Annotated in this window: 22 protein-coding genes and 4 tRNA genes; 14 read left to right on the top strand and 12 right to left on the bottom strand. The window is 18.9% G+C overall.

The features are described from left to right. Window positions 1-23: 23 nt before the first annotated feature. Together C3B56_RS00385 and rplQ are read left to right on the top strand one after the other, a co-directional pair. On the top strand, window positions 24-1,058 hold the full coding sequence (locus tag C3B56_RS00385) for a DNA-directed RNA polymerase subunit alpha (protein ID WP_126071463.1): 1,035 nt from the start codon (window positions 24-26) through the stop codon (window positions 1,056-1,058). Beyond that, window positions 1,042-1,422 carry a 50S ribosomal protein L17 gene (gene rplQ / locus C3B56_RS00380; RefSeq protein ID WP_126071462.1) on the top strand — a complete coding sequence of 127 codons (381 nt, stop codon included), beginning with the start codon at window positions 1,042-1,044 and terminating at the stop codon, window positions 1,420-1,422. Before C3B56_RS00385 ends, rplQ begins: the two co-directional genes overlap by 17 nt. A gap of 5 nt (window positions 1,423-1,427) precedes the next feature. Here the strand turns inward: rplQ and fmt are convergent, their stop codons facing one another. Next, complete coding sequence (fmt, locus tag C3B56_RS00375; protein WP_126071461.1) at window positions 1,428-2,372, bottom strand: methionyl-tRNA formyltransferase; 945 nt, start codon at window positions 2,370-2,372, stop codon at window positions 1,428-1,430. Between the two features lie 17 nt (window positions 2,373-2,389). Continuing rightward, complete coding sequence (gene def, locus C3B56_RS00370) at window positions 2,390-2,878, bottom strand: peptide deformylase (RefSeq protein ID WP_126071460.1); 489 nt, start codon at window positions 2,876-2,878, stop codon at window positions 2,390-2,392. Between the two features lie 184 nt (window positions 2,879-3,062). On the opposite strand from def, the gene aroE reads away from it, so the two are divergent. From aroE to dapF, 11 genes are all read left to right on the top strand, one after another. After that, window positions 3,063-3,884, top strand: a complete 822-nt coding sequence (gene aroE, locus C3B56_RS00365) for a shikimate dehydrogenase (RefSeq protein ID WP_232817392.1) — start codon at window positions 3,063-3,065, stop codon at window positions 3,882-3,884. A 51-nt stretch (window positions 3,885-3,935) separates the two neighbouring features. Further along, a tRNA-Trp gene (locus C3B56_RS00360) sits at window positions 3,936-4,008 on the top strand. Between the two features lie 92 nt (window positions 4,009-4,100). Beyond that, complete coding sequence (gene ilvG / locus C3B56_RS00355; protein ID WP_126071459.1) at window positions 4,101-5,756, top strand: acetolactate synthase 2 catalytic subunit; 1,656 nt, start codon at window positions 4,101-4,103, stop codon at window positions 5,754-5,756. Between the two features lies 1 nt (window position 5,757). Further along, window positions 5,758-5,985, top strand: a complete 228-nt coding sequence (locus C3B56_RS00350; RefSeq protein ID WP_126071458.1) for an ACT domain-containing protein — start codon at window positions 5,758-5,760, stop codon at window positions 5,983-5,985. A gap of 73 nt (window positions 5,986-6,058) precedes the next feature. After that, on the top strand, window positions 6,059-7,909 hold the full coding sequence (gene ilvD, locus C3B56_RS01750) for a dihydroxy-acid dehydratase (protein WP_198684115.1): 1,851 nt from the start codon (window positions 6,059-6,061) through the stop codon (window positions 7,907-7,909). A 25-nt stretch (window positions 7,910-7,934) separates the two neighbouring features. Further along, entirely contained in the window at window positions 7,935-9,410 is a 1,476-nt protein-coding gene (gene ilvC / locus C3B56_RS00340) for a ketol-acid reductoisomerase (RefSeq protein ID WP_126071456.1), read from the top strand. 29 nt (window positions 9,411-9,439) lie between these two features. Continuing rightward, complete coding sequence (locus C3B56_RS00335; RefSeq protein ID WP_126071455.1) at window positions 9,440-9,781, top strand: thioredoxin family protein; 342 nt, start codon at window positions 9,440-9,442, stop codon at window positions 9,779-9,781. A 43-nt stretch (window positions 9,782-9,824) separates the two neighbouring features. Next, complete coding sequence (gene rho / locus C3B56_RS00330) at window positions 9,825-11,096, top strand: transcription termination factor Rho (RefSeq protein WP_126071454.1); 1,272 nt, start codon at window positions 9,825-9,827, stop codon at window positions 11,094-11,096. A 130-nt stretch (window positions 11,097-11,226) separates the two neighbouring features. Continuing rightward, window positions 11,227-11,304, top strand: a tRNA-His gene (locus C3B56_RS00325). 49 nt (window positions 11,305-11,353) lie between these two features. Further along, a tRNA-Pro gene (locus C3B56_RS00320) sits at window positions 11,354-11,427 on the top strand. Between the two features lie 48 nt (window positions 11,428-11,475). After that, window positions 11,476-12,300, top strand: coding sequence for a diaminopimelate epimerase (dapF, locus tag C3B56_RS00315; RefSeq protein ID WP_126071453.1), 825 nt, complete (start codon window positions 11,476-11,478; stop codon window positions 12,298-12,300). Between the two features lie 53 nt (window positions 12,301-12,353). On the opposite strand, the gene ssb is transcribed toward dapF, so the two are convergent. The 7 genes from ssb to rpsU all read right to left on the bottom strand — a co-directional run bounded on the left by ssb (window position 12,354) and on the right by rpsU (window position 19,784). Beyond that, on the bottom strand, window positions 12,354-12,851 hold the full coding sequence (ssb, locus tag C3B56_RS00310) for a single-stranded DNA-binding protein (protein WP_126071452.1): 498 nt from the start codon (window positions 12,849-12,851) through the stop codon (window positions 12,354-12,356). Window positions 12,852-12,909: 58 nt separating this feature from the next. Next, a tRNA-Ile gene (locus C3B56_RS00305) sits at window positions 12,910-12,982 on the bottom strand. 61 nt (window positions 12,983-13,043) lie between these two features. Then, entirely contained in the window at window positions 13,044-14,870 is a 1,827-nt protein-coding gene (gene typA / locus C3B56_RS00300) for a translational GTPase TypA (protein ID WP_126071451.1), read from the bottom strand. A gap of 597 nt (window positions 14,871-15,467) precedes the next feature. Further along, entirely contained in the window at window positions 15,468-15,953 is a 486-nt protein-coding gene (locus tag C3B56_RS00295) for a TIGR00645 family protein (protein ID WP_126071450.1), read from the bottom strand. Window positions 15,954-16,059: 106 nt separating this feature from the next. After that, the gene (gene rpoD / locus C3B56_RS00290) at window positions 16,060-17,676 is read right to left on the bottom strand and encodes an RNA polymerase sigma factor RpoD (RefSeq protein WP_126071449.1); all 1,617 of its coding nucleotides are present in this window, start codon (window positions 17,674-17,676) and stop codon (window positions 16,060-16,062) included. 99 nt (window positions 17,677-17,775) lie between these two features. Next, a complete protein-coding gene (gene dnaG, locus C3B56_RS00285) occupies window positions 17,776-19,530 on the bottom strand; it encodes a DNA primase (protein WP_126071448.1) in 1,755 nt (584 codons plus the stop codon). 26 nt (window positions 19,531-19,556) lie between these two features. Continuing rightward, window positions 19,557-19,784, bottom strand: coding sequence for a 30S ribosomal protein S21 (gene rpsU, locus C3B56_RS00280; RefSeq protein ID WP_126071447.1), 228 nt, complete (start codon window positions 19,782-19,784; stop codon window positions 19,557-19,559). Window positions 19,785-19,989: 205 nt separating this feature from the next. On the opposite strand from rpsU, the gene gap reads away from it, so the two are divergent. Next, window positions 19,990-20,991, top strand: a complete 1,002-nt coding sequence (gap, locus tag C3B56_RS00275) for a type I glyceraldehyde-3-phosphate dehydrogenase (protein WP_126071446.1) — start codon at window positions 19,990-19,992, stop codon at window positions 20,989-20,991. 48 nt (window positions 20,992-21,039) lie between these two features. Here gap and lpdA read toward each other — a convergent pair whose 3' ends face one another. Genes lpdA through aceE form a run of 3 tightly spaced genes read right to left on the bottom strand, consistent with a single transcriptional unit; the run spans window position 21,040 to window position 26,369 of the window. After that, window positions 21,040-22,461 carry a dihydrolipoyl dehydrogenase gene (gene lpdA / locus C3B56_RS00270; protein WP_126071445.1) on the bottom strand — a complete coding sequence of 474 codons (1,422 nt, stop codon included), beginning with the start codon at window positions 22,459-22,461 and terminating at the stop codon, window positions 21,040-21,042. 55 nt (window positions 22,462-22,516) lie between these two features. After that, window positions 22,517-23,719, bottom strand: a complete 1,203-nt coding sequence (locus tag C3B56_RS00265; RefSeq protein WP_126071444.1) for a 2-oxo acid dehydrogenase subunit E2 — start codon at window positions 23,717-23,719, stop codon at window positions 22,517-22,519. Window positions 23,720-23,729: 10 nt separating this feature from the next. Further along, window positions 23,730-26,369, bottom strand: a complete 2,640-nt coding sequence (gene aceE, locus C3B56_RS00260) for a pyruvate dehydrogenase (acetyl-transferring), homodimeric type (RefSeq protein WP_126071443.1) — start codon at window positions 26,367-26,369, stop codon at window positions 23,730-23,732. Window positions 26,370-26,535 lie beyond the last annotated feature (166 nt).

Genomic DNA, 26,535 nt, shown 5'->3' with positions numbered 1-26,535 from the left:
TAAATTTATATGGAAATAATGATATGTTAGATAGAATTAAATTTTTAAAACCATACATAATAAAAATAAAAAAAAAAAATTATAAAAAATCTAAAATAATTATTGAACCTTTAGAAAGAGGATTAGGACAAACTATAGGTAATTCATTAAGAAGAATATTGATTTCATTAATACCAGGATGTGCAGTAACTCAATTAGTTATTAAAGATATAGAACATGAATATACTCATAAAATTGGTTTAAAAGAAGATATTTCAGAAATAATATTAAATTTTAAAAATTTATCGTGTAAAATTATTAAAAATAATCATGATTTTTTATATTTAAAGAAAAAAGGAATAGGACCTGTTTTAGCAAGTGATATTAGTTATAATAAAAATGTTAAAATATATAATCCTAAACACGTTATATGTAATTTAACTGATAAAAATTCTTATATCAGTATGAAAATTAAAGTACAAATTGGTAAAGGTTTTGTTTATGCTCATGATATAAAAGAAAATAAAAATAAAAAATCTTGTTTGGGTTGTATATTATTAGATGCTTATTATAGTCCTATAAAATATGCAATTTATAATGTTAAATCTTCTCGTATAGGTAGAAATACTAATTTTGATAAGTTAATTTTAAATGTAAAAACAAATGGATCTATTAGTCCAGAAAAAGCAATTCGTTATGCATCAATTATTTTAACTAAACAATTAAAACAATTTATAAATTTACATGATACTATTAAATTAAAACCTAAAAAAAAAATAAATGAATTTAATCCAATATTATTATATCCAATAGATAGTTTAGAATTACCAGCAAGAGCTTCTAATTGTTTAAAATCAGAAACTATATATTATGTTGGAGATTTAGTTCAAATTAAAGAATCAGATTTAATAAAAACCCCTAATTTAGGTAAAAAATCTATTTCAGAAATAAAAAATAATTTATTTTATCATGGATTAAAATTAGGTACAATTTTAAATAATTGGAAAAAACAAAAACAAAAATTACTAAAAGAAGAAGAAAAAAAAAAAAAGGAAGTTTTAAATGAGACATTTAAATAAAGAAAAAAAATTGAATCGTAATAGAAGTCATTTAAAATCTATGTTAAGAAATATGATTATTAGTTTAGTATGTTTTGAAATTATAAAAACTACTTCTCCTAAAGCTAAATTATTAAAAAATACAATTGAACCAATTATTAATATTTCCAAAAATGATAATTTTGTAAATAGAAAAATAGTTTATTCAATTTTAAAAAACAAAAAAACCATTAAAAAATTATTTGAAGTATTAGGTCCTAGATTTAAAAAAAGAAAAGGTGGATATACTAAAATTATAAAATGTCGTTATAGATGTGGTGATGGTGCAAAAATGTCATATATTTTATTAACAGATTATTTAAAAAATAAAAATATAATTTTATAAAAATTTTAATTAATTACTTCCCCTATATTAAAAATATTATTAATACCATTAATAATATTTTTAATTTTATTTTTTTTTTTTCCAGAAATTTGAATTTCTTTTAAAATCAAAATTCCATTAATAGTATTAATTTCAATTCCATTTTTGCTAATATTTAAAATTTCCCCTATACTATAATTATTATATTTAACTAAATTAGTATTTGTACTAAAAATTTTTATATATTTATTTTTTGTTAAAAAAAAACTTATTGGCCACAAATTAAAAGCTTTAATAATTCTTTTTAAATATATTGCTGGTAAATACCATTTAATTTTAGCATTTTTTTTATTTATTTTATAAGCATAAGTAGAATAAAGATTATTTTGTTTTTCTAAAAAAAAACGATTCTTAAAAATTAATTTTAAAGAAAGTATTAAACTTTCAATACCGATATACATTAATTTTTTAAATAATGTATTACTATTGTCATTTTTTGAGATTAAACAAATACTTTGAAATATAATATCACCTTCATCAAAATTTTTATTTATTTTTATAATTGTAACACCTGTTTTTTTATCTCCATATAAAATAGAATATTGTATTGGAGAAGAACCTCTCCATCTTGGTAAAAGAGAAAAATGAATATTAATACATCCAAATTTTGTAATTTTAAAAAAACTTTTTGGTATCTTATTTCCATAAGATATAATAACAATTATATCTGCTTTTAAATTTAAAATATTATAATAAATATCTAATAAATTTTTAGGTTGTAATATAGGTATATTATAATTATCAGATATTTTTTTAATTGATGAATATTTTTTTTTTTTATTTTTTCTTAATGGTTTATCAGGTTTAGTAATAATAGTAATAATATTATATTTTAATTTTAATAAAAATTTTAAATATTTTTCAGAAATAATAGAATTACCAATAAAAATAATTTTTAATTTTTTTAACATTTATATCCTAAATATTTTTAAATTTTTAATATTTTATTTTTAATAATTTCTTTTTCACTTGATGGTAAATAATCAATAAATAATTTTCCTATTAAATGATCCATTTCGTGTTGTATACATAAAGATAATAAATCAAAAGCATGTAATTTGAATAATTTTCCATATTGATTATATGCTTTTATTATTATTTCTTTAAATCTTGGAATTACATTAATATAATTAGGTATAGATAAACATCCTTCTGGATTATATATTATTTTATTTTTATACAAAAATTTTGGATTAATTAATACTAAAGGATTATTATTATTTCTTGAAATATCGATTACTATTATACGTTTTTGAACATTAATTTGTGTAGCAGCAAGTCCTACTCCTAAATTGATATACATTGTTTTTAACATATTTTTAATTAAAATATGGTTTTTTTTATTAAATGAATTAACTTTTTTAGCTTTTAATCTTAATTTTTTATTAGGATAATATAATATTTTTAATTTTGACATTTTTTAAAAACTTATTATTTTAAAATTATAAAATAATAATTTTATTAATTTTAAAATACTTTAAATTGTATTTATAATTTAATAAAAATAAATATTTTTTAAATATTAATTTTTATAAATTAAATATATTTAATATATTTAGTTATCAAATTATATAAATATATTATTATTTTTTAAAATATAAATGAATATAAAAAAAATTGCATTATTTGGTAACCCAGTTTATCATAGCAAATCTCCAATTATACATAAAATATTTTCTTATATTACTAATATTCCATATTCATATAATAAAATAAATGTTTCTAATAAAAATTTTAATATTATTGCAAAAAATTTTTTTGATTTTGGAGGTTATGGAGCTAATATTACTTTACCATTTAAAAAAAAAGCTTTTTATTTATGTGATTTATTAACCGAAAGAGCTAAATTATCTAAATCAGTAAATGTTATCACTAAAATAAATAATAAATATTTATTAGGAGATAATACTGATGGTATTGGTTTTATTAATGATTTAAAAAGATTATATATAATTTATAAAAAAAAAAAAATATTAATAATAGGAGCGGGTGGTGCTGCCCGTGGTATTATTCCTCCGTTATTATTATATAATAATAATATTATAATTACAAATAGAACTTTAGAAAAAGCAAAAAAAATATCTAAAGAATTTAATAATTTAGGAAATATAAAATATATAAGTAATAAAAAATTATTTAATAAAAAATTTGATATTATTATTAATGCTACTTCATGTAGTATTAAAAATAAATTACCAAATTTATTTAATAATATTATAAATTCAAATACTTTTTGTTATGATATGGTATATAGTAAAAAAAATACTTATTTTCTAAAATGGTGTTTAAGAAAAAGTAAATATATTAATGATGGATTAGGTATGTTAATTTCTCAAGCAGCTTATTCATTTTTATTATGGCATAATAAGATGCCGTCAATAAAATTATCAATTGAAATATTTAAAAAAATTAATTATAATTAATAATAATGTATAATATAAAAAATATTATTATATATTATTATTTTTAATAAAAGGGGTGTAGTTCAATTGGTAGAGCATCGGTCTCCAAAACCGAAAGTTGTGGGTTCAAGTCCCTCCACCCCTGTATAAAATAATAAATATAAATAAAAAAAATAATATTAAAATAAAACATATATTTTATTAATTTATAATAAATAAATAAAATTTTAGAAAAATATGATAGGTGCACAATATTTAATTTATATATTATCTAAACTAGGTGTTGAAATTATTTTTGGTTATCCTGGTGGTGCTATTATGCCTATATATAATGCTATATATAAAAGTAATATTAAACATATTTTATGTAGGCATGAACAAGGTGCTATTATGTCAGCTATTGGATATTCAAGATCTACTAATAAAATAGGTGTTTGTATTGTTACATCTGGTCCTGGTGCTACAAATATTATTACAGGTTTAGCAGATGCTTTTATGGATTCTGTACCTATAATTGCTATTACTGGACAAGTTTCATCTGATTTAATAGGTAGTGATGCTTTTCAAGAAGTAGATATGATGGGACTTTCTATGTCTTGTACAAAATATAGTTTTTTAATAAATTCAATTTATAAAATTAAAAAAATTATATATAAATCTTTTGAAATGGCTGTTACAAATAGGCCTGGTCCTATATTAATAGATATTCCTAAAGATATACAATTAAAAAAAATAGAAATTAAAAAAATTAATATAAAAAAAAAATATAATTATAAAAAAAAATTTTTTTATTGTAAAAAAAATTTAGATAAAATTATTTCATTAATAAAAAAATCAAAAAAACCTATTATATATGCTGGTGGTGGAATAGGAATATCAAAATCAATAAATTCATTTAAGAATTTTATAAAAAATATGAAAATTCCTATGGTAGTAACTCTTAAAGGAATTGGAATAATTAATTCGAATAATTATAAATATCATTTAGGTATGATTGGAATGCATGGTAACCAAGAAGCAAATTTAGCAGTACAAGAATGTGATTTATTAATAGCCATTGGTTCTAGATTTGATGATAGAGTAACTGGTAATTTAAATAATTTTGCAAATCTAGCTAATATAATACATTTAGATATTGATTCTTCTGAAATAAATAAAATATGTAAAGTTAATTTATATTTATGTGGTAATTTAAATTATATATTACCTATTTTAAAATGTAAAATTAACATTAAAAAATGGCAAAAAAAAATATTATTACTTAAAAAAAGATATAGTTATAATTATAAACATAATTATAAAAAAATTTGGGCTCCTTATTTATTAAAAATATTATCAGATAATAAAAATAAAAATACAATTATTACAACAGATGTTGGTCAACATCAAATGTGGGTAGCTCAACATATTAATTTTAATAATAATAAAAATTTTATTACTTCAAGTGGATTAGGAAGTATGGGATTTGGTATACCATCAGCTATTGGAGCTCAAATTGCTGAACCTAAAAAAAATGTTATTTGTATTACAGGGGATGGTTCTTTTATAATGAATATACAAGAATTATGTACTATAAAAAGATATAATTTACCTATTAAAATTTTATTATTGGATAATAAAAGATTGGGTATGGTTAGACAATGGCAAGAACTATTTTTTTTTAGTAGATATAGTGAAACTAATCTTGATGATAATCCTAATTTTATAAAAATAGCCAATTCTTTTAACATTAAAGGTAAACGTATTACTAAAAAAAAAGAAATAAAATATTCAATAAAAAAATTTCTTAATACCAAAGAATCTTATTTATTACATGTATCAATTGATAAATATGATAATGTATGGCCTTTAGTTCCTCCTGGTGTTAGTAATACAAAAATGATAGAATATTAAAATGTATAAAAAAAAAATATTTATTCAAACAGAATTTCAACCTGAAATACTTGAAAGAATTTTAAGAATTTTAAGACATAGAAATTTTATAAATATAAATTTAAATTATAAATATAATTTAAATATTAATAAAATTAATATAAAAATTATTTTAATTAATTATAAAAATATAGATATATTATTATATCAATTAAAAAAAATAATAGATATAAATATTATTTTTATATAAAATTAAAATTACAAATTTTTTAATATATATAAATTTTTTTTAAGTTTTAAAATAAGGTAATTTTTTTATATTTATGCCACAATATCGTTCTTATATTTCTAAAAAAGGATCAGGAGCTCGATCATTATGGCGAGCAACAGGGATGAAAGATAATGATTTTAATAAACCTATAATTGCAGTAGTTAATTCTTTTACTCAATTTGTACCAGGACATATTCATTTACGAAATATAGGACTGTTAGTATCTCAACAAATAAATAATTGTGGAGGTATAGCAAGAGAATTTAATACTATAGCAATTGATGATGGTATAGCAATGGGTCATAATGGTATGTTATATTCACTACCTTCAAGAGATTTAATTGCGGATTCAATAGAATATATGATTAATGCACATTGTGTTGATGCAATGGTATGCATATCTAATTGTGATAAAATTACTCCTGGTATGTTAATAGCTTCCTTAAGATTAAATATACCTACTATATTTGTATCTGGTGGTCCTATGGAATCTGGTAAATTAAATATTAATGGTAATAAAATTAAATTAGATTTAGTAGATTCTATTATGTATGATAATGAAATTAATAATATAAATAAAAAAAAATATAACAGTTTAGATATAGAAAAATTATCATGTCCAACTTGTGGTTCTTGTTCAGGAATGTTTACAGCAAATTCAATGAATTGTTTAATGGAAGCACTTGGTTTAGCATTACCTGGGAATGGTTCTTTATTAGCAACTCATTTTGATAGAAAAAAAATGTTTATATACGCAGGACAAAGAATAGTAAAATTATCTAAAATTTTTTATAAAAATAATAAAAAAAATTTATTACCAAGAAATATTGCTAATTTAAAATCTTTCAATAATGCAATGACATTGGATATTGCTATGGGTGGTTCTACAAATACTGTTTTACATTTATTAGCTGCTGCTCAAGAAGCTAATATAAATTTTAATATGAAAAATATTGATTTATTATCTAAAAAAGTACCACATTTATGTAAAGTTTCTCCTAGTTCTAAAAAATTTCATATGGAAGATGTACATAGAGCTGGAGGAGTAATGAGAATTTTAGGAGAATTAAATAGAATAAATTTAATAGATACTAGTGTAGTCAATATTTTAGGATATAATTTAAAAAAAACTTTAGAACAATATGATATTATGTTTACAAAAAATGAAAATATTAAAAAAATGTATAAAGCTAAACCTGGAGGTAAATATAATATTAAAGCTTTTTCACAAAATAAAAGATGGAAAAAATTAGATTTAAATTTTAAAAATGGATGTATTAGATCTAAAAAATTTGCTTATAGTAAAGATGGTGGTTTAGCAATATTATATGGTAATATTGCAATAAATGGTTGTATAGTAAAAACAGCTGGTGTTAAAAATAATATGTTAAAATTTAAAGGACCAGCTAAAGTATTTAATAGTCAAGAATCATCAGTAAAAGATATTATTTCTGGATTAATATTTCCAGGTGATGTAATTGTGATTAGATATGAAGGTCCTAAGGGTGGACCTGGAATGCAAGAAATGTTATATCCTACAACTTATTTAAAATCAATGGGAATTGATAAATATTGTGCTTTAATTACTGATGGTAGATTTTCTGGAGGAACTTCTGGTTTATCTATAGGACATATTTCTCCTGAAGCAGCTAATAAAGGTAATATAGCTTTAATAAAAAATGGAGACATTATAAAAATAGATATACCAAATAGATCTATAAATGTTGAATTATCTAATAATGTTTTAAAAAATAGAATTATTAAAGAAGAAAAAAAAAAATTACCATATACTCCATTAAATAGGAAACGTAAAGTATCTAAATCATTATTATATTATTCATATTTCGTAACAAGTGCAGATAAAGGTGCTATAAGAGATATTAATAAACTTAAAAAAATATAATAATTTAAAATTATTAAGGATACATATGAGTAATTATTTTAATGAACTTAATTTTAGAAAAAAGTTAAATAATTTAAAAAAATGTAGATTTATGAAATCAAAAGAATTTTTATCAAAATGTAAATTGATTAAAAATAAAAAAATAGTTATTATAGGTTGTGGGGCTCAAGGTTTAAATCAAGGTTTAAATATGAGAGATTCTGGATTAAATATTTCATATGCTTTAAAAAAAGAATCCATAATAAATAAAAATATATCTTGGAAAAGAGCTACAGAAAATAATTTTTTAGTTGATAATTATGAAAAATTAATTCCTAATGCTGATTTAGTTATTAATTTAACACCAGATAAACAACATAGTAAAATTATAAAATTAATTCAACCTTTAATGAAGAAAAATTCTATTTTAGGTTATTCTCATGGTTTTAATATTGTAGAAATAGGAGAAAAAATACGTAATGATATAACAGTTATTATGGTAGCACCAAAATGTCCAGGAACTGAAGTAAGAGAAGAATATAAAAAAGGTTTTGGTGTTCCAACATTAATAGCTGTACATCCAGAAAATGATCCTCTTAAAAATGGAATAGAATATGCTAAATCTTGGGCATATGCTATTGGCTCTCATAAAGCTGGAGTTTTAGAATCATCTTTTATAGCAGAAGTTAAATCAGATTTAATGGGTGAACAAACTATTTTATGTGGTTTATTACAAACTAGTTCAATATTATTATATGAAAAATTAATAAAAAATGGATTTAATAAGGGTTTTTCTTGTAAATTAATTCAATATGGTTGGGAAAAAATTACAGAATCTTTAAAATATGGTGGTATTACACTAATGATGGATAGATTATCTAATTATGCTAAAATTAGAGCTTATAAATTATCTATAAAATTAAAAAATATTTTAAAACCATTATTTAAACAACATATGGATAATATAATTTCTGGTTCATTTTCTAAAAATATGATTAAAGATTGGAAAAATAAAGATAAAAATTTATTAAAATGGCGTAAAAGAACTAATTTTTGTAAATTTGAAAAAGCTCCTTTATATAAAAAAAATATTAGTGAACAAGAATTTTTTGATCGTGGTTTAATTATGGTTTCTTTAATAAAAGCTGGAGTAGAGTTATCTTTTGAAATTATGACAGAAACTGGAATTTTACCAGAATCAGCTTATTATGAATCACTTCATGAATTACCTTTAATTGCAAATACAATTGCTCGTAAACGTTTATACGAAATGAATTTAGTAATTTCTGATACAGCTGAATATGGAAATTATTTATTTTTTAATAAAGCAGTTATTTATTTAAGAGAATTTATAAATAAATTAAATAAATTTGATATAGGTTTAAAAAGAAAAGAATCTTTAAAAATAAATAATTTAGAATTATTAAATATTAATAATATAATAAGAAATCATAAAATAGAAAAAATTGGTATTAAATTAAGAAATTATATGAATAATACTAAATTAAAATTTAGTAAATAAATTTTAATTTATTTCAATAAGAAATATAAATGTCAAAAAAAAATAAAAATATAATAAATGTTGAAAATGATAATATAGATATAATATTAAAAAAATCTAATAAATTAATATTATTAGATTTTTGGGCTTCTTGGTGTAATCCTTGTAAAATACAATTATCTATAATAGAAGAAATATATATTGAATATTATAAAAAAATTGAAATATATAAAATAAATATAGATTATAATAAAAATACTGTATTAAAATATAATATTAAAAGTATTCCTACAATATTTTTTTTTAAATGTAAAAAATTATTATATAAAACAAATGGTATTAAAAATAAAAAAGATTTATGTAATTTAATTAACAAATTTTCTGAATTTTAATATTAATAATTGTTTTTTTAAATTTTTTTAATATTATAAATAAATGATAAATTTTATTAATATCATAAAATGTAAAAAAATTGAGAAAATTATTAATATTGTAATAAATATAAATTATAAAACAGTAAAATTTTTTCCCAGGTATATAATAATTTTTTTTATGTTAAAATTTAATGTTAAATTTGGAATTTTGATGTCAGTTAATGGTATTATAGAAATAATAAATATGAATTTTGGTTTTTTAAGATCTATTTATAATAATTATTATTCTGGTGTAAATGATGTTTATGTTTCATTAAATATAATCAAAATTTTTAATTTAAAAACAGGTGATAAAATAATTGGTAAAATTATACCACCTATAAATTATGAACGTTATTTTTCTTTAATTAATATTAATATTATTAACAATATATTACCTATAAGAAATAAAAAAAGAATTTCTTTCGAAAATTTAGTTCCATTATATGCAAATTCACGTTTATTTATGGAAATTAAAAAAAAAAAAATTAAAAAAGATATAACTTCTCGTATATTAGATTTAATAACACCTATAGGAAAAGGACAACGTGGTTTAATAGTTGCTCCTCCTAAGGCTGGAAAAACTTTATTAATACAAAATATTGCTAAAAGTATTTCTTATAATTATAAAAATCATATTTTAATTGTATTATTAATAGATGAAAGACCAGAAGAAGTTACTGAAATGAAAAAAATTATTAAAGGTGAAGTATTGTATTCTACTTTTGATGAACCTTCATATAAACATATACAAATAGCAGAAATAATAATTGAAAAAGCAAAAAGAATGGTTGAAAACAGTAATAATGTTATAATATTATTAGATTCATTAACTAGATTAGCAAGAGCTTATAATTCTATATTACCTACTTCAGGAAGAACATTAACTGGAGGAATTGATTCTAATGCTTTATATAGACCAAAAAGATTTTTTGGTTCAGCTAGAAATTTACAAGAAGGTGGTAGTTTAACTATCATTGCAACTGTATTAATTGAAACTGGTTCTAAGATGGATGAAGTTATTTATGAAGAATTTAAAGGTACTGGGAATATGGAATTACATCTTTCTAGAAAAATGTCTAATAAACGTATTTTTCCTTCAATAGATTATATTAAATCAGGAACCAGAAAAGAAGAACTTTTAGTTAATTATTATGAATTAAAAAAAATGTGGTTTTTAAGAAAATTATTAGGAATGATGGATAAATATAATTCTATGAAATTTTTAATAAAACAATTAATTAAAAGTAAAAATAATTATTTTTTTTTAAAAAATATGAATTTATATTTATAAATTTAAATATATAAAATTATATTTTTTTTATTTGATTAATAATTAAATTTATGTTATAATAAATATAATTATATATTTTTTATTATATAAAAATTTAATTATATTTTTATATTTTAAGAAATAAATTTATGGTGATCATAGCTCAGTTGGTAGAGCTCTGGATTGTGGTTTCAGCGGTCATGGGTTCGATTCCCATTGATCACCCCCAATTTTAAAATATATATATTTTTATTTTATTATTTTTATTATTTATATTACGGTGAGTGGCGCAGTTTGGTAGCGTAACTGGTTTGGGACCAGTTGGTCAGAGGTTCAAATCCTCTCTCACCGATTTAATTTAAATTACTTTTTTTTTAAAAAATTTTAAGATAAAAATAAAATGAAATTTTCTAAAATGCATGGTTTAGGTAATGATTTTGTTATTGTTAATAACATCAAAGAAAAAATAAAATTTACTAAATTATTAATTTCAAATTTATCAAATAGATATTTAGGAATAGGTTTTGATCAATTATTATCTATAGAATTACCATATAATAAAAATTATGATTTTCACTACAGAATTTTTAATTCAAATGGTAATGAAGTTACACAATGTGGAAATGGTGCTAGATGTTTAGCATTTTTTTTAAAATTAAAAAAAATTACAAACAAAAATAAGATTAAAATTAAAACTAATAATAAAAAAATGATTTTATATATAAAAGATAATAATAATATAAAAGTAAATATGGGAAAACCAAAATTTTATTTAAATGATATACCATTTTTTAAATCTTTTTTAAAAAATAATATTATTAAATTAAAAAAAATAAAAATAAAATTTGATGTATTATCAATAGGTAATCCACATTGTATAATACAAGTTAATAATTTAGATAAAATTAATGTAAATTTTTTAGGTTCAATAATAAATAAAAGTATTTATTTTCCTAACGGCGTTAATGTTAGTTTTGTAAAAATAATAAAATTTAATCATATTAAAATGAGAGTTTATGAACGTGATTTAGGAGAAACCAAATCTTGTGGTAGTGCTGCATGTGCATCAGTTGCTATTGGTATAAAAAAAAAATTATTGTCAAATAAAAAAGTTAAAGTAGATTTAAAAGGAGGAAGTTTATATATTAAATGGAAAGGTTTAAAAAATAATTTATATATGATAGGTCCAGCTACTCATGTATATGATGGTTTTATAAATATATAAAATAAATAAATTATTTATTTACAATTTATTAAAATTTTAATTTTATTATTAAATTAAAATGGAATTTCATCATCAAAATTTATATTTTCTTCATCATCAATTTTTTTATTATTTTTAATAATATCTAATTTATTATTTTTTTTATCATTTAATATATCAAAATTTTCTATTTTTTTTTTATTATCTATATTTTCATTTTTATTTTTATAATTTAATATTTTCATATTTCCATTAATATTAACTATAATTTCTGTTGTATATCTAAATTGATTATATTGGTCTTTCCATTTTTTTGTTTGTAATGATCCTTCAATATAAATATGAGATCCTTTACTTAAATATTCTCTAGCAATTTCTGCTAATTTTGAAAATAAAACTATACGATGCCATTCAGTTTTTTCTCTATTTTCACCAGTTTTTTTATCTTGCCAACTTTCAGAAGTAGCTAAATTTATATTTGCAACTGCTATTCCATTAGGAGTATATCTTATTTCAGGATCTTTACCTAAATATCCAATTAATATAACTTTATTAATTCCTTTACTATTCATTTTGAAACCTTATATTAATTTATTAATATTTTTATATTTATCTAAAAATAAATAAAATTGGCCCTTGTTGGATTCGAACCAACGGCCAAGCGATTATGAGTCGCCTGCTCTAACCACTGAGCTAAAGGGCCTCAATATAATAATATATATTATAAATATATATTATTTAAAAGTAAAGTAGAATATATTTTATTAAATTGTATTTTTTTTTTTAAAATTTTTTCTTTCTTTTTCTTTTAAATAAAATTTTCTTAAACGTATATAATTTGGTGTTACTTCTACTAATTCATCATGTTCTATAAAATCTAAAGATTTTTCAAGATTCATATTTATATAAGGTATTAATGATATAGCTTCATCAGAACCTGAAGCACGCATATTAGTTAATTTTTTACCAGTTAAACAATTAACTGTAAGATCATTTGATCTATTATGCATACCTATAATTTGTCCTTCATAAACTTCTGTACCATGTTTAATAAATAAATCACCTCTTTCTTGTAAATTAAATAAAGCAAAAGAAACAGCTTTTCCTGTGCTATTAGATATTAGTACTCCATTTTTTCTTTTATTAATATTTTTATTTGAATAAACATCACCATAATGAATAAATGAAGATGACATTAAACCAGTACCAGAAGTAATTTGTATAAATTTATTTCTAAAACCAATAATATTTCTACTAGGTAATATATAAATTAAATTTAATCTACCTTTGTTATCATAAATTAATTCTTGAAGCACACCTTTTCTTTCACCAATAATTTTCATTATTATACCTTGATGCTTCTCTTCAATATCTAATAATAACTCTTCAAAAGGTTCTTTTAATTTACCATTAATATTAACAAAAATAACTTCAGGTTTAGAAACTGATAATTCAAAACCTTCTCTACGCATTTTTTCTATTAAAATAGATAAATGTAATTCACCTCTTCCAGATACTTTAAAAATACCATTTTTTTTGGTTTCATTAATATTCAAAGATATATCATGAATTGTTTCTTTTTTTAAACGTTTTAATATTTTTGACGATGTTAATTTAGTTCCATCTTTACCTGACATTGGTGAATTATTAACACAAAATAGCATACTTATAGTTGGTTTATCTATATTTAATTTAGATAATGGTTCTAAATGTTTAACATCACAAATTGTATCAAATATTTTTACATCTCCTAATCCAGATATTGCTACTATATTTCCAGCTTCAGCTGATTTAATTTCTATCTGTTTTAAACCTAAATAAATAAATATTTTTTCAATTTTAGCAATATTTTTTTTTTTATTTTTATAATCAATAATAGATACTTTTTGATTAATTTTAATTATTCCTCTATTAATTCTACCAATTGCTATAATACCTAAATAATTATTATAATAAACTTGTGAAACTTGCATTTGAAAATAACCATCTTTTTTTAAATTAGGTTCAGGTGTATATTTTATAATAGACTCATATAAATGATTCATGTTTTTAGAAATTTTATTTAAATATATTCCAGAAGTTCCATTTAAAGCAGAAGTATAAACAACTGGAAAATCAAGTTGAAATTCAGTTGCATTTAAATTTATAAATAAATCAAAAATTTTATTTAATACCCAATCTGGTCTTGAGCTTTGTAAATCAATTTTATTAATTACAACAATTGGTCTTAAACCATGTAAAAAAGCTTTTTTTGTAACAAATCTAGTTTGAGGCATTGGTCCATCAGTAGCATCTACAACTAACAGTACAGAATCTACCATAGATAGTACTCTTTCTACTTCTCCTCCAAAATCTGCATGTCCCGGAGTATCAACTATATTTATATGATAATTATTCCATCTAATTGCAGTATTTTTAGCTAATATTGTTATACCTCTTTCTTTTTCTAAAATATTAGAATCCATTACACGTTCTTTTATTTTATCTTTTTTATTGAAAGTATTTGATTGTTGCAATAATTTATCTACTAAAGTTGTTTTTCCATGATCAACGTGTGCAATAATAGCTATATTTCTTAAATTCATATTCATAAAATAATTTATATCCTTAATTTTTATAATTATTTAAAAAAATATAAAATATTATATTTTAAAAAAAAATAATAATAAAAATATAATTTAAATTATATTTTTTATTTTAATTATAATAAAATATTTTTTAAATAAAAAAAAAATAATATAAATATCTATAAAATATTTTTTATAAATATTTATATTATTTTTATTGTGGGTGGAGGATGTGATGAAATTAATATTATAATATTATTTAAATATTTAATTATAAGTTCATCACAGAGGATATATGCTATATATATAATAATAGTAATAATAAAATTTTAAAGATTCTATAATATTATTATATAAAGAATTAATATGATTTAAAAATTTTTTATTAATTTTATTATCATTATTTATAATTTTTTTAATATTAAATATTAAAATTTTATATAAATAGAATAAATTTTTTATAAAAAAAATATTAATAAAAATATAATTTTTATTAAAAAAATTTATTATATTTTTTTTTTTTAAAATTATAAAATTAATTATAACATTTTTATATTTATTAAAAATAAAATAAAAATATTTACTTTTCATAAATTTCTCTTTATTTTTTATTTTTATTTATTATTTTAATTTTTTATCTAAGTAACTTAAAATAAAAAAAGAAAATAAAAAGGTTATATGTATTATTATATACAATAATATTTTAATATTACAAATTATTTTTATTTCCATAAAAATACTTAATAAATGTATAGATGAAATTGCAACTATAGATGATGAAACTTTATTCTTTAACGAACTGGAATCTAATTTACCCAACCAATATAATTTATTTTTTTTTTTATTAATATTTATTTTTGATATAAAATTTTCATAGCTAGATAAAGCTATCATTATTAAAAGGCCTCCTATTAATGTTATATCAATTAATGATAATAATAATAATATTAATTCATTTTCAGAAATATTTAAAGAATTTATTATTAAATAAATAGATATCTGAAAAAATTTTATTATTAATGAAATTAAACTTATTGATAAACCTAAATATATTATAGTTAATAACCATCTCATATTATATATAATATTTTCTATAAAATTTTCCATAATAAAATAATTAAATTTATTTTATAATAAATTTAATTATTATAAAATAAATTTTTTAACCCCAAAAATTTTAAATTTTAAAATTATTATATATTTTTATAAACTATTAATCTTCTAAAAATGATTTTAATAAAAAAGATCTACTAGGATGTCTCAATTTCATTAAAGCTTTAGCTTCTATTTGACGTATTCTTTCCCTCGTAACATTAAATTTTCTTCCAACTTCTTCTAATGTATGTTCATAATTCATTCCTATACCAAATCTCATACGTAATACTTGAGCTTCTCTTAATGTTAAACCAGATAATAATATTTTAACTGTTTCTTTTAAACTATCTTCTGTAGCTGCTTCAATTGGTAATTTTGTATTTTTATCTTCTAAAAAATCTTTTAAAGATGTATTTTCTCCATAAGATATTGGAGTTTCCATAGAAATAGGTTCTTTTGCTATTTCTAATATACTTTTAATTTTTTTTTTACTAATTGACATTTCTTTACCCAATTCTCCTAAAGAAGGTGGTCTTCCTAATTTTTGTAATTTAATACAAGATATTTTATTTAACTTATTAATTGTTTCTATCATATGTACCGGAATTCTAATAGTACGAGCTTGATCAGAAATAGATCTTGTTATTGCTTGACGAATCCACCATGTAGCATAAGTTGAAAATTTATATCCTCTTCTATATTCAAATTTATCTACTGCTTTCATTAAACCAATATTACCTTCTTGAATAACATCTAAAAATTTTAATCCTCTATTTAAATATCTTTTTGCAATAGAAATTACTAAACGTAAATTAGATTTTATCATATTGTTTTTAGAGATATTAACTTTTACTTTTCCTAAAAACATTTTTCTACCAATATTTATTATTTGAGATGATGTTAATTTTGTATTTTTTTCAATTAACATTATTTTATCAATATATATTTTAATTTTACTATAAAAAATTAATATTTTATTAACCCAAGGTTTTTTAATTTTTTTTATCTTATTTATCCAATTATTATTAAAATTATTATTATAAAAAATTTTTTTAAAAAATATTTCAGGCATATCACATTCTTTAATACAAAAATTTTTTAAAAGAGAAATTGTTTTTTTTGTTTCTTTAACAGTATTATTAATATTATTAACTAAATTATTAAAATGTTTATAATTTAATCTAAATTTTATAAAAAAATTAGATAATTTTTGCATTTTATATTTTGTATATTTATGATTATATCCTTTTTCTTTTATAATTAAAAATAACTTTTTATATTTTTTAATTAATTTTATAAAATAAACTTCCATTATAAATTTATTTGTATTTATTTTTTCATATAAATAATTTTTATTATAATAAAGTTTATATTTTTCTGAAAGTAAACCTATTTTAAATCTTTTTTCTATAAAATAATTTACTAATTTATTTATTTTAATTTTTTTATTTTTTATTTTATTAAAAATATTAATTAAATAAATAATTGTATTAGGAAATCTAATAATTGTATCATATATTTTATTATTACCATCTTCCAATTTTTTAGAAACCCTTATTTCTTCTGATCTATTTAATAAACTAATATTTCCCATTTCTTTCATATATAAATTAACTGGATCGATATTATATTTTCTTCTTTTATCATAATTAATATTATTTATTTTTTTTATTCTCCTATTAAATATTATTCTTCTTCTTTTTCTTCTTCTAATTTTTTTTTTTTTAAATATCATTTTAAATTATATTTTTTTTATATTATTATATTAAAATTTTATAATTATTAATAATTAAATATTATTATATTAATTACTAATATTATTTAAATAAATATTTTAACATTTTAAAATATTTATTTCTGATAATTTTTTAATAAAATAATATAATAATATTCTATATTTTTTTTTAGATTTATGAAATTTTTCTTTTAAAATTAATTTATTAATTTTAATTTCTATTTCAGATTTACATAAATTATAAAAAATATCAATAAAAATTTTTTTTATTAATTTTATACTAATCATATTATCTAATATTAATAAAGATTTAATTATTTTTTCATATTTTGTATTTCTATATAATTCTATTAATTGACCAGTTGTTATTTTATTATTTTTTTTATATAAACAAACTAAATTTAAAAATAAAGATATTTCAAATTTTTTAGATTTATTGAAAATATGTAACATATTATTTGGTATAATTTTAAATAAAACTGGGTTTTGTATTAATAAAGAAATTAAAGTTTTTATATTATTACATTTTATTATATTAATTTTTTTTTTATTATATATAAATTTTTTAGAAATCAATGATTCTAAAATATCTTCTGGAATATTTAATATTTTACCTAATTTTTCACGTAAATTTAATCTTAATATTCTATTTGGTATTTTTTTTATTAAAGGTATTGCTAATAAACTTAAATTAATTAAATTTTCTATAGAATTGTAATTTATTTTTAACATTAACATTTTAAAAAAAAATACAGACAATGATTCTGATTTTTTTAAAATTTTTTTAAAACAAATAACCCCATATTTTTTTATAAAACTATCAGGGTCTTCTCCTTTTGGTAAAAAAACAAATTTTAATTGATATCCTTCTTTCATATAAGATAAAGATAATTTTAACATATTCCAAGCAGCGTTTAAACCTGATTGGTCTCCATCATAACAACAAATAATATGTTTTGAATTATTAAATAACATTTTTATTTGTATTTTATTTATATTATTTCCTAATGTAGAAATAGTATTATAAAAACCAAATTGAAATAAAGTTAAAACATCTATATATCCTTCTACTAATATAATATTTTTAAAATTTTTACATAATTTATACATTTCATATAAACCGTACAAATTATTTTTTTTACTAAAAATAAAATTATCTGAAGTATTAATATATTTAGGGAAAGTATTATTTACTGTTCTACCACCAAATCCAACTATTTGCCCATTTATATTTTTAATTGGAAAAATAATTCTATTTCTAAAAAAATCAATAAATTTTTTATTATTATGTTTTTTTATTAAACCTAAAATTTTTAAATATTCTAAATTATTATTTTTATTTTTAGTAAAAAAATTAGTTATATTATTACCATTAGAAGAAAAACCAATTTCAAAAAAATCAATTATATTTTTATCTAATTTTCTATTTTTTAAATAATTATATGCTATAAAATTATGTTTTTTATATAAATTTTTTTTATAAAATTTATTTACATTATTAATTAATTTATATAAATTTTTAAAATTATATTTATATATAATTTTATTTTTTTTTATAGGAATATCTTTATAACCATTAAATAAAGCTAATTCTTTAATTGATTTTAAAAAATCTAATCCATTATATTTCATTAAAAAATCTATTACATTACCATGTTCATTACATCCAAAACAATAATAAAATTGTTTATCATTATTTACTATAAAAGAAGGAGTATTTTCTGTATGAAAAGGACATAAAGAATAATAATATTTATTTTTTTTCTTAAGTTTAATATATTGACCTATAAAATTATTTATATCAGTTCTTGAAACTAAATTCTTTATAAATTTTCTAGAAATATATCTTTTCATTTAAATTATTTTAAATTATATTTTTTTTATATATTTTTATTAAAAAAAAATTTTTTATGAATATTATTTTTAAAATTTTTTTTCATATTTCTTTTTATAGCTAATTCTTTAGCTTTTTTTCTTTTAATAGTAGGTTTTTCATAAAATTCTCTTTTACGAATTTCAGCTAAAATTCCAGATTTTTCACAAGCCCTTTTAAATCTTCTCATAGTAATATCAAAAGATTCATTTTCTTTAACTTTAATAACTGGCATTTTAAAATCTCACTTAAAAATATTATTATAAAATAATAATATTTTATTTATAATTCATATTAAAAAAAATAATATTTTTTTTATTTTTTATATTATAAAATATGAAAATATATATAAATATAATATTTATATAAATTAAATTTTAAATTTAAAAACATAAAATTAATAATTAAATAAATTTTATTATTAAATTTGAAAGGAAAATATGACTATTAAAGTAGGTATCAATGGTTTTGGAAGAATTGGAAGAATAGTTTTTAGAGAAGCTCAAAAACGTAAAAATATTGAAATAGTTGCAATAAATGATTTATCAAGTATAGAATATATCGCTTATATGTTAAAATATGATTCAACTCATGGAATTTTTAATAAAAAAATTTTATTTAAAAAAAATCATATTTTAATAAATAACAAAAAAATAAGAATAACATCTGAAAAAAGTCCTACAAAATTAAGATGGAAAGATGTATCAGCTGATGTAATTGTAGAATCTACAGGAATATTTCTTACAAATAAAGAAGGAAATTTACATATAAAATCAGGAGCTAAAAAAGTTGTAATTACTGGACCTGCTAAAGATAGTACTCCTATGTTTGTAAGAGGTGTAAATTTTAATAAATATTCAGGACAAAAAATTGTTTCTAATGCTTCATGTACAACAAATTGTTTAGCTCCTTTAGCAAAAATAATAAATGACAATTTTGGTATTGTGGAAGGTTTAATGACTACAGTTCATGCTTCTACAGCTACACAAAAAGTTGTTGATTCACCTTCTCAAAGAGATTGGAGAGGAGGAAGAAGTGCATTACAAAATATTATACCATCATCTACAGGAGCAGCTAAAGCTGTAGGAAAAGTTTTACCTGAATTAAACAATAAACTAACAGGTATAGCTTTTAGAGTACCAACTACAAATGTATCAGTTATAGATTTAACTGTTCGTTTAAAAAAAAAAACAACTTATTCTAACATTTGTAAAATAATAAAAAATTCTTCTCAAAAAGAAATGAAAGATATTATAGGATATACAGAAGAAGATGTTGTTTCTTCTGATTTTAATGGAAATATTTTGACTTCTATATTTGATGCTAAAGCAGGATTATCATTAAATGATAATTTTGTAAAATTAATTTCATGGTATGACAATGAAACTGGTTATTCTAATAAAGTTTTAGATTTAGTAAATTTAGTATATAAATATAAATAAATGTCAAGAGGATAATTTTTTTTATTATCCTCATTATAAATATTCATTTTAATATTTTTTTTTAAAATTTAATAAATCTGTAATTGTTCCATTAAAAATATCTGAAGATAAACCAATAGATTCAGATAAAGTTGGATGTGGATGAATAATTAAAGAAATATCTTCAGAATCACATCCCATTTCAATTGCTAAAGTAATTTCACTTAGTAATTCATCTGCATGTTCTCCAACTATTATACCACCTATAATTTTTTTACTTTTTTTATCAAATATAAGTTTAGTTATACCATCATCACAATTAGATAAAATTGCTCTACCAGAAGCTTTCCATGGAAAAATAGAAACTTTACAATCTATTCCTTTAATTTTAGCTTCTTTTTCTGTTATTCCTACCCAAGCTATTTCTGGATTAGTATAAGAAACAGAAGGTATTACTAAAGGATCAAAATAATATTTTTTTCCAGATATTATTTCAGCAACAATATGACCTTCATGAATTCCTTTGTGAGCTAACATAGGTTGTCCTACTACATCTCCTATTGCATATATATTTGGTACATTTGTTTTCATTTGGTTATTAACTTTAATATAACCATTTTTATTTAATTTAATATCAGTATTATCAATTTTTAAATTTTTAATATTAGGTTTTCTACCAATAGATATTAAAACAGAATTATAAAAAATTTTTTTTTTTTTTTTTTTTTTATCTTTTATAACTACATTAACTCCTTTTTTACATTTTTCTATAGAAATAATTTTAGTATTTAACATAAAATTAAATTTACTTTTATTAATTTTTAAAAAATGTTTAATAACATCAGAATCTAATGATGGTAAAATTTGTGAAGATCTTTCAATTATATCTATTTCGGAACCTAATGAGTAATATATAGTACCCATCTCTAAACCAATAACCCCCCCTCCTACAATTAACATTTTTTTAGGAATATTAGGTATATTTAGAGAATTTGTTGAATTCCATATAAAATCATCATAATTTAAATTATTATATTTAATTGGTTTTGAACCTGTTGCAATAATAGCATGATTAAAATTTATAATAATATTTTCATTTTTTTTTTTTATTTTTAAAGAATTATTATTTATAAATTCTGCTATCCCATAAATAATTTTAATATTTCTTTTTTTTGCCATATTTAAAATATTATTAGATATTTTTTTTATTATTTTTTCTTTAAATAATATTAATTCTTTAATATTAATATTACAACTATTATTAATAATTTTATATTTTGCATAATATTTTATATCTAAAATTAATTTTACTATATGTAATAAAGTTTTAGAAGGTATACAACCTACATTTAAACATACTCCTCCTAAATTTTTATATTTTTCAATTAAAAATGTTTTATAATTTAAATCAGCACAACGAAAAGCCGCTGAGTATCCTGAAGGACCTGAACCTATAACAACAATTTCAGTTTTTAATAAAATTTCATTCATATAATTAAACTCCATTATTTTTAAAACTATTATATTATTTAAAAATAAAAATTAATTATAACAATAAATTTCTAATATCAAATAAACATTCTTTAACATATGTAATAAATTTAGCTCCATCAACACCATCAATTACTCTATGATCATAAGATAAAGATAAAGGTAACATTAATCTTGGAATAAACTTATCATTTTTCCATAAAGGTTTTATTAATGATTTAGATATACCTAAAATAGCAACTTCAGGAGAATTTATAATAGGTGTAAAAATATTACCACCTATAGAACCTAAATTAGATATTGTAAAACATCCTCCTGTAATATCTTTTTTTGTAATTTTCATATTACGAGCTTTTTCAGATAATAATAATAAATCTTTATAAATATCAATTATATTTTTATTATTTACATTAAATATTATAGGGACTAATAATCCTTTTTTAGTATTAACTGCAATACCAATATTGATATATTTTTTAATTATTATTTTTTTATTATCTTTAGTAATTGAACTATTAAAAATAGGAAATTTTATTAATGATTCTGATATAATTTTTACAATAAAAGATAATAGTGTAATTTTTACATTTATATTATTTTTATTATACATTAAATTTTTACTTTTTCTAAATTTTTCTGTTTCTGTTATATCAGCTTCATCAAATTGTGTAACATGAGGTATATTTAACCAATTTTGATGTAAATTAAAACCAGAAACTTGTTTTATTTTATTTATATTAATAATTTCAATTTTACCAAATTCATTTAAATTTTTATCATTTAATTTTTTATCTTCTATAATTTTATTATTATTAATAATATTATTATTAGATATATATTTTAATATATCTTCTTTAATAATTCTACCTTTTCTTCCACTACCTTTTATATTTTTAATAGAAATATCATATTCTCTTATCATTTTTCTAATTATAGGAGAAGCATGTATATAATTATATTTTTTTTTTCTTTTTTTAGAATAATTTTCTAATATTTTATTATTTTTATCTTTTAAAATTTTATTTTCATTATTTTCACAAACCATTATTAAAGAATTATGTTTTATTTTATCTCCAATATTAACTAATATTTCGTTTATTTTTCCAGAAAATGGAGATGGAATTTCCATTGAAACTTTATCTCCTTCTACTAATATTAAAGGTTGTTTTTTTTTAATAATATCTTCTTTTTTAACTAAAATATCAACAACTTCTACTTCATCTAAACCTATATTTGGTAACTTAATTTTTTTATTCATTTTTTTTCCTTTATAATCTAGGGTTAATTTTATTTATGTTTATTTTAAATTTTTTAATAGCATCAATAACTATACTTTTATCTATAATATTATCTTTAGATAATACATATAAAGAAGAAACTACAATATAATTATAATCTATTTCAAAATATTTTCTTAAATTTTTACGACTATCAGAACGTCCAAAACCATCAGTTCCTAATACATGATATATTTTAGATGGAATATATTTTCTTACTTGTTCTGCAAATAATTTAATATAATCAGTTGCTGCTACAGATGGTGCATTATTCATTGTTTTAGTAATAAAGGGTATTTTAGGTTTTTCATTAGGATGTAATAAATTCCATCTATCACAATCTTGTCCATCTCTAGCTAATTCATTAAAAGAAGTTACACTATAAATATCAATACTTATATTATAATATTTATATAAAATTTTAGCAGCTTTTTTTATTTGTATTAATATAGCTCCAGAACCTAACAATTGTATTTTTTTATTACTTGCTTTTATTTTTTTTATTTTATAAATTCCTTTACATATCCCGTTAATTACATTTTTAGGAATACTTGGCATTTTATAATTTTCATTTAAAGTAGTAATATAATAATAAATATTTTCTTGTTTAGGTCCATACATTCTATTTAAACCATCATTAATAATTACAGCTAATTCATAAGCATAAGTAGGATCATAAGAAATACAGTTTGGTATAGTTAATGCATGTATATGGCTATGACCATCTTCATGTTGTAAACCTTCTCCATTTAAAGTTGTTCTTCCAGATGTACCTCCTATTAAAAAACCTCTTGCTTGTTGATCCCCAGAAGCCCAACATAAATCTCCAATACGTTGAAAACCAAACATAGAATAAAATATATAAAATGGTATCATAGGTAAATTATTTGTACTATAAGAAGTTGCTGCTGCCAACCAAGAAGAACAAGCACCTAATTCATTAATTCCTTCTTGTAAAATTTGACCATCTACATTTTCTTTATAACACAATATTTGTTCATAATCTTGAGGAGTATATTTTTGACCATTTATATTATAAATTCCAATTTGTCTAAATAATCCTTCCATACCAAAAGTTCTAGCTTCATCTGCTATTATAGGAACTATTTTATTTTTAATATATTTATTTTTTAATAATATATTTAATATTCTAACAAAAGATATTGTAGTAGATATTTTTTTATTTTGTTTTTTTAAAATAGAATTAAAATCTTCAATAGAAGGTAATTTTATAATTTCATCAAAAAATTTTTTTCTATATGGTATATAACCATACATTTTTTTTCTTTGTTTATGAATATAATTATATTCTTCAGAATTTTTATTAAAATTTATATATGGCAAATTAATTAAATTATTATCTGTAATAGGTATATTTAATTTATCTCTTATATATTTTAATGATTTTATATCAATTTTTTTTACTTGATGTGCAATATTTTTACCTTCTGCTATATTACCCATACCATAACCTTTAATTGTATGCATTAATATTACAACAGGTTTATTTTTAATATTTTTTGCCATTTTAAAAGCTGCATATATTTTTTTGGGATCATGCCCACCTCTATTTAAAGAAAATATTTGATCATCTGACATATTTTCTACTAATTTTTTTGTTTCTTTATATTTATTAAAAAAATTTTTACGTATATAAGATCCATTTTTAGATGTAAATGTTTGAAAATTTCCATCTAATGTTTCATTCATTAATTTTACTAATTTTTTATTATAATCTTTTTTAAATAAAGGATCCCATTTACTACCCCATATTACTTTTATTACTTCCCAACCATATCCTAAAAATATATTTTCTAATTCATTTATAATTTTACCATTACCATAAACTGGACCATCCAATCTTTGTAAATTACAATTAATAACAAAAATTAAATTATCTAATTTTTCTCTTGACGCAATATTTAATAAACCTTTAGATTCTGGTTCATCCATTTCACCATCACCTAAAAAAGCATAAACTGTTTGTTTAGATGTATCCTTAATTTTTCTATTATTTAAATATTTTAAAAATTTAGCTTGATATATTGCATTAACAGCACCTAATCCCATAGATACAGTTGGAAATTGCCAGAAATTAGGCATTAATTTTGGATGAGGATATGATGGTAATCCTGATAAAAAAACTTCTTGTCTAAAATTATCAATTTGTTTTAAAGTTAATCTTCCTTCTAAATATGCTCTAGAATATATTCCTGGAGATATATGTCCTTGAAAAAATATTAAATCACCTCCATCAAATTTATTATATGCTAAAAAAAAATGATTAAAACATACTTCATAAATGTCAGCAGAAGATTGAAAAGAAGATATATGTCCTCCTAAATCTAAATTTTTATTTGAAGCTTTCAAAACCATAATTATAGCATTCCATCTTACAGCAGAACAAATTTTTTTTTCTATAATTAAATCTCCTGGATATTTTGGTTCTTCTTTAACATTAATAGTATTAACATAATTTCTATTATTAAATAATTTTTCTTTATTATTTATATTTTCTAAAAGTTTTGAAATTAAAAAAATACCTCTATTAATTCCATCTTTTTTTATAACTATTTTTAATGATTCTAACCATTCTTTAGTTTCTATAGGATCTATATCATTAAATAACATTTTAATTTTCCTTTTATAAAATTATTAATTTTATTTATTATTTTAATATTTAATTATTAAATTAAATATTTATCTATTTTTTTTAAAAAAAAAATTTTTTAAATTATTAATTATAGAAAATATTTTTTTTTTTTTTTTTTTTTTTAAAAAATAATTTATATTTTAA

It is taken from the genome of Candidatus Annandia adelgestsuga (genome assembly GCF_003956045.1).
Classification (GTDB): Bacteria; Pseudomonadota; Gammaproteobacteria; order Enterobacterales; family Enterobacteriaceae_A; genus Annandia; species Annandia adelgestsuga.
Note: the sequence above shows the minus strand (reverse complement) of the source record. Positions and strands in the feature narration are given on the sequence as shown.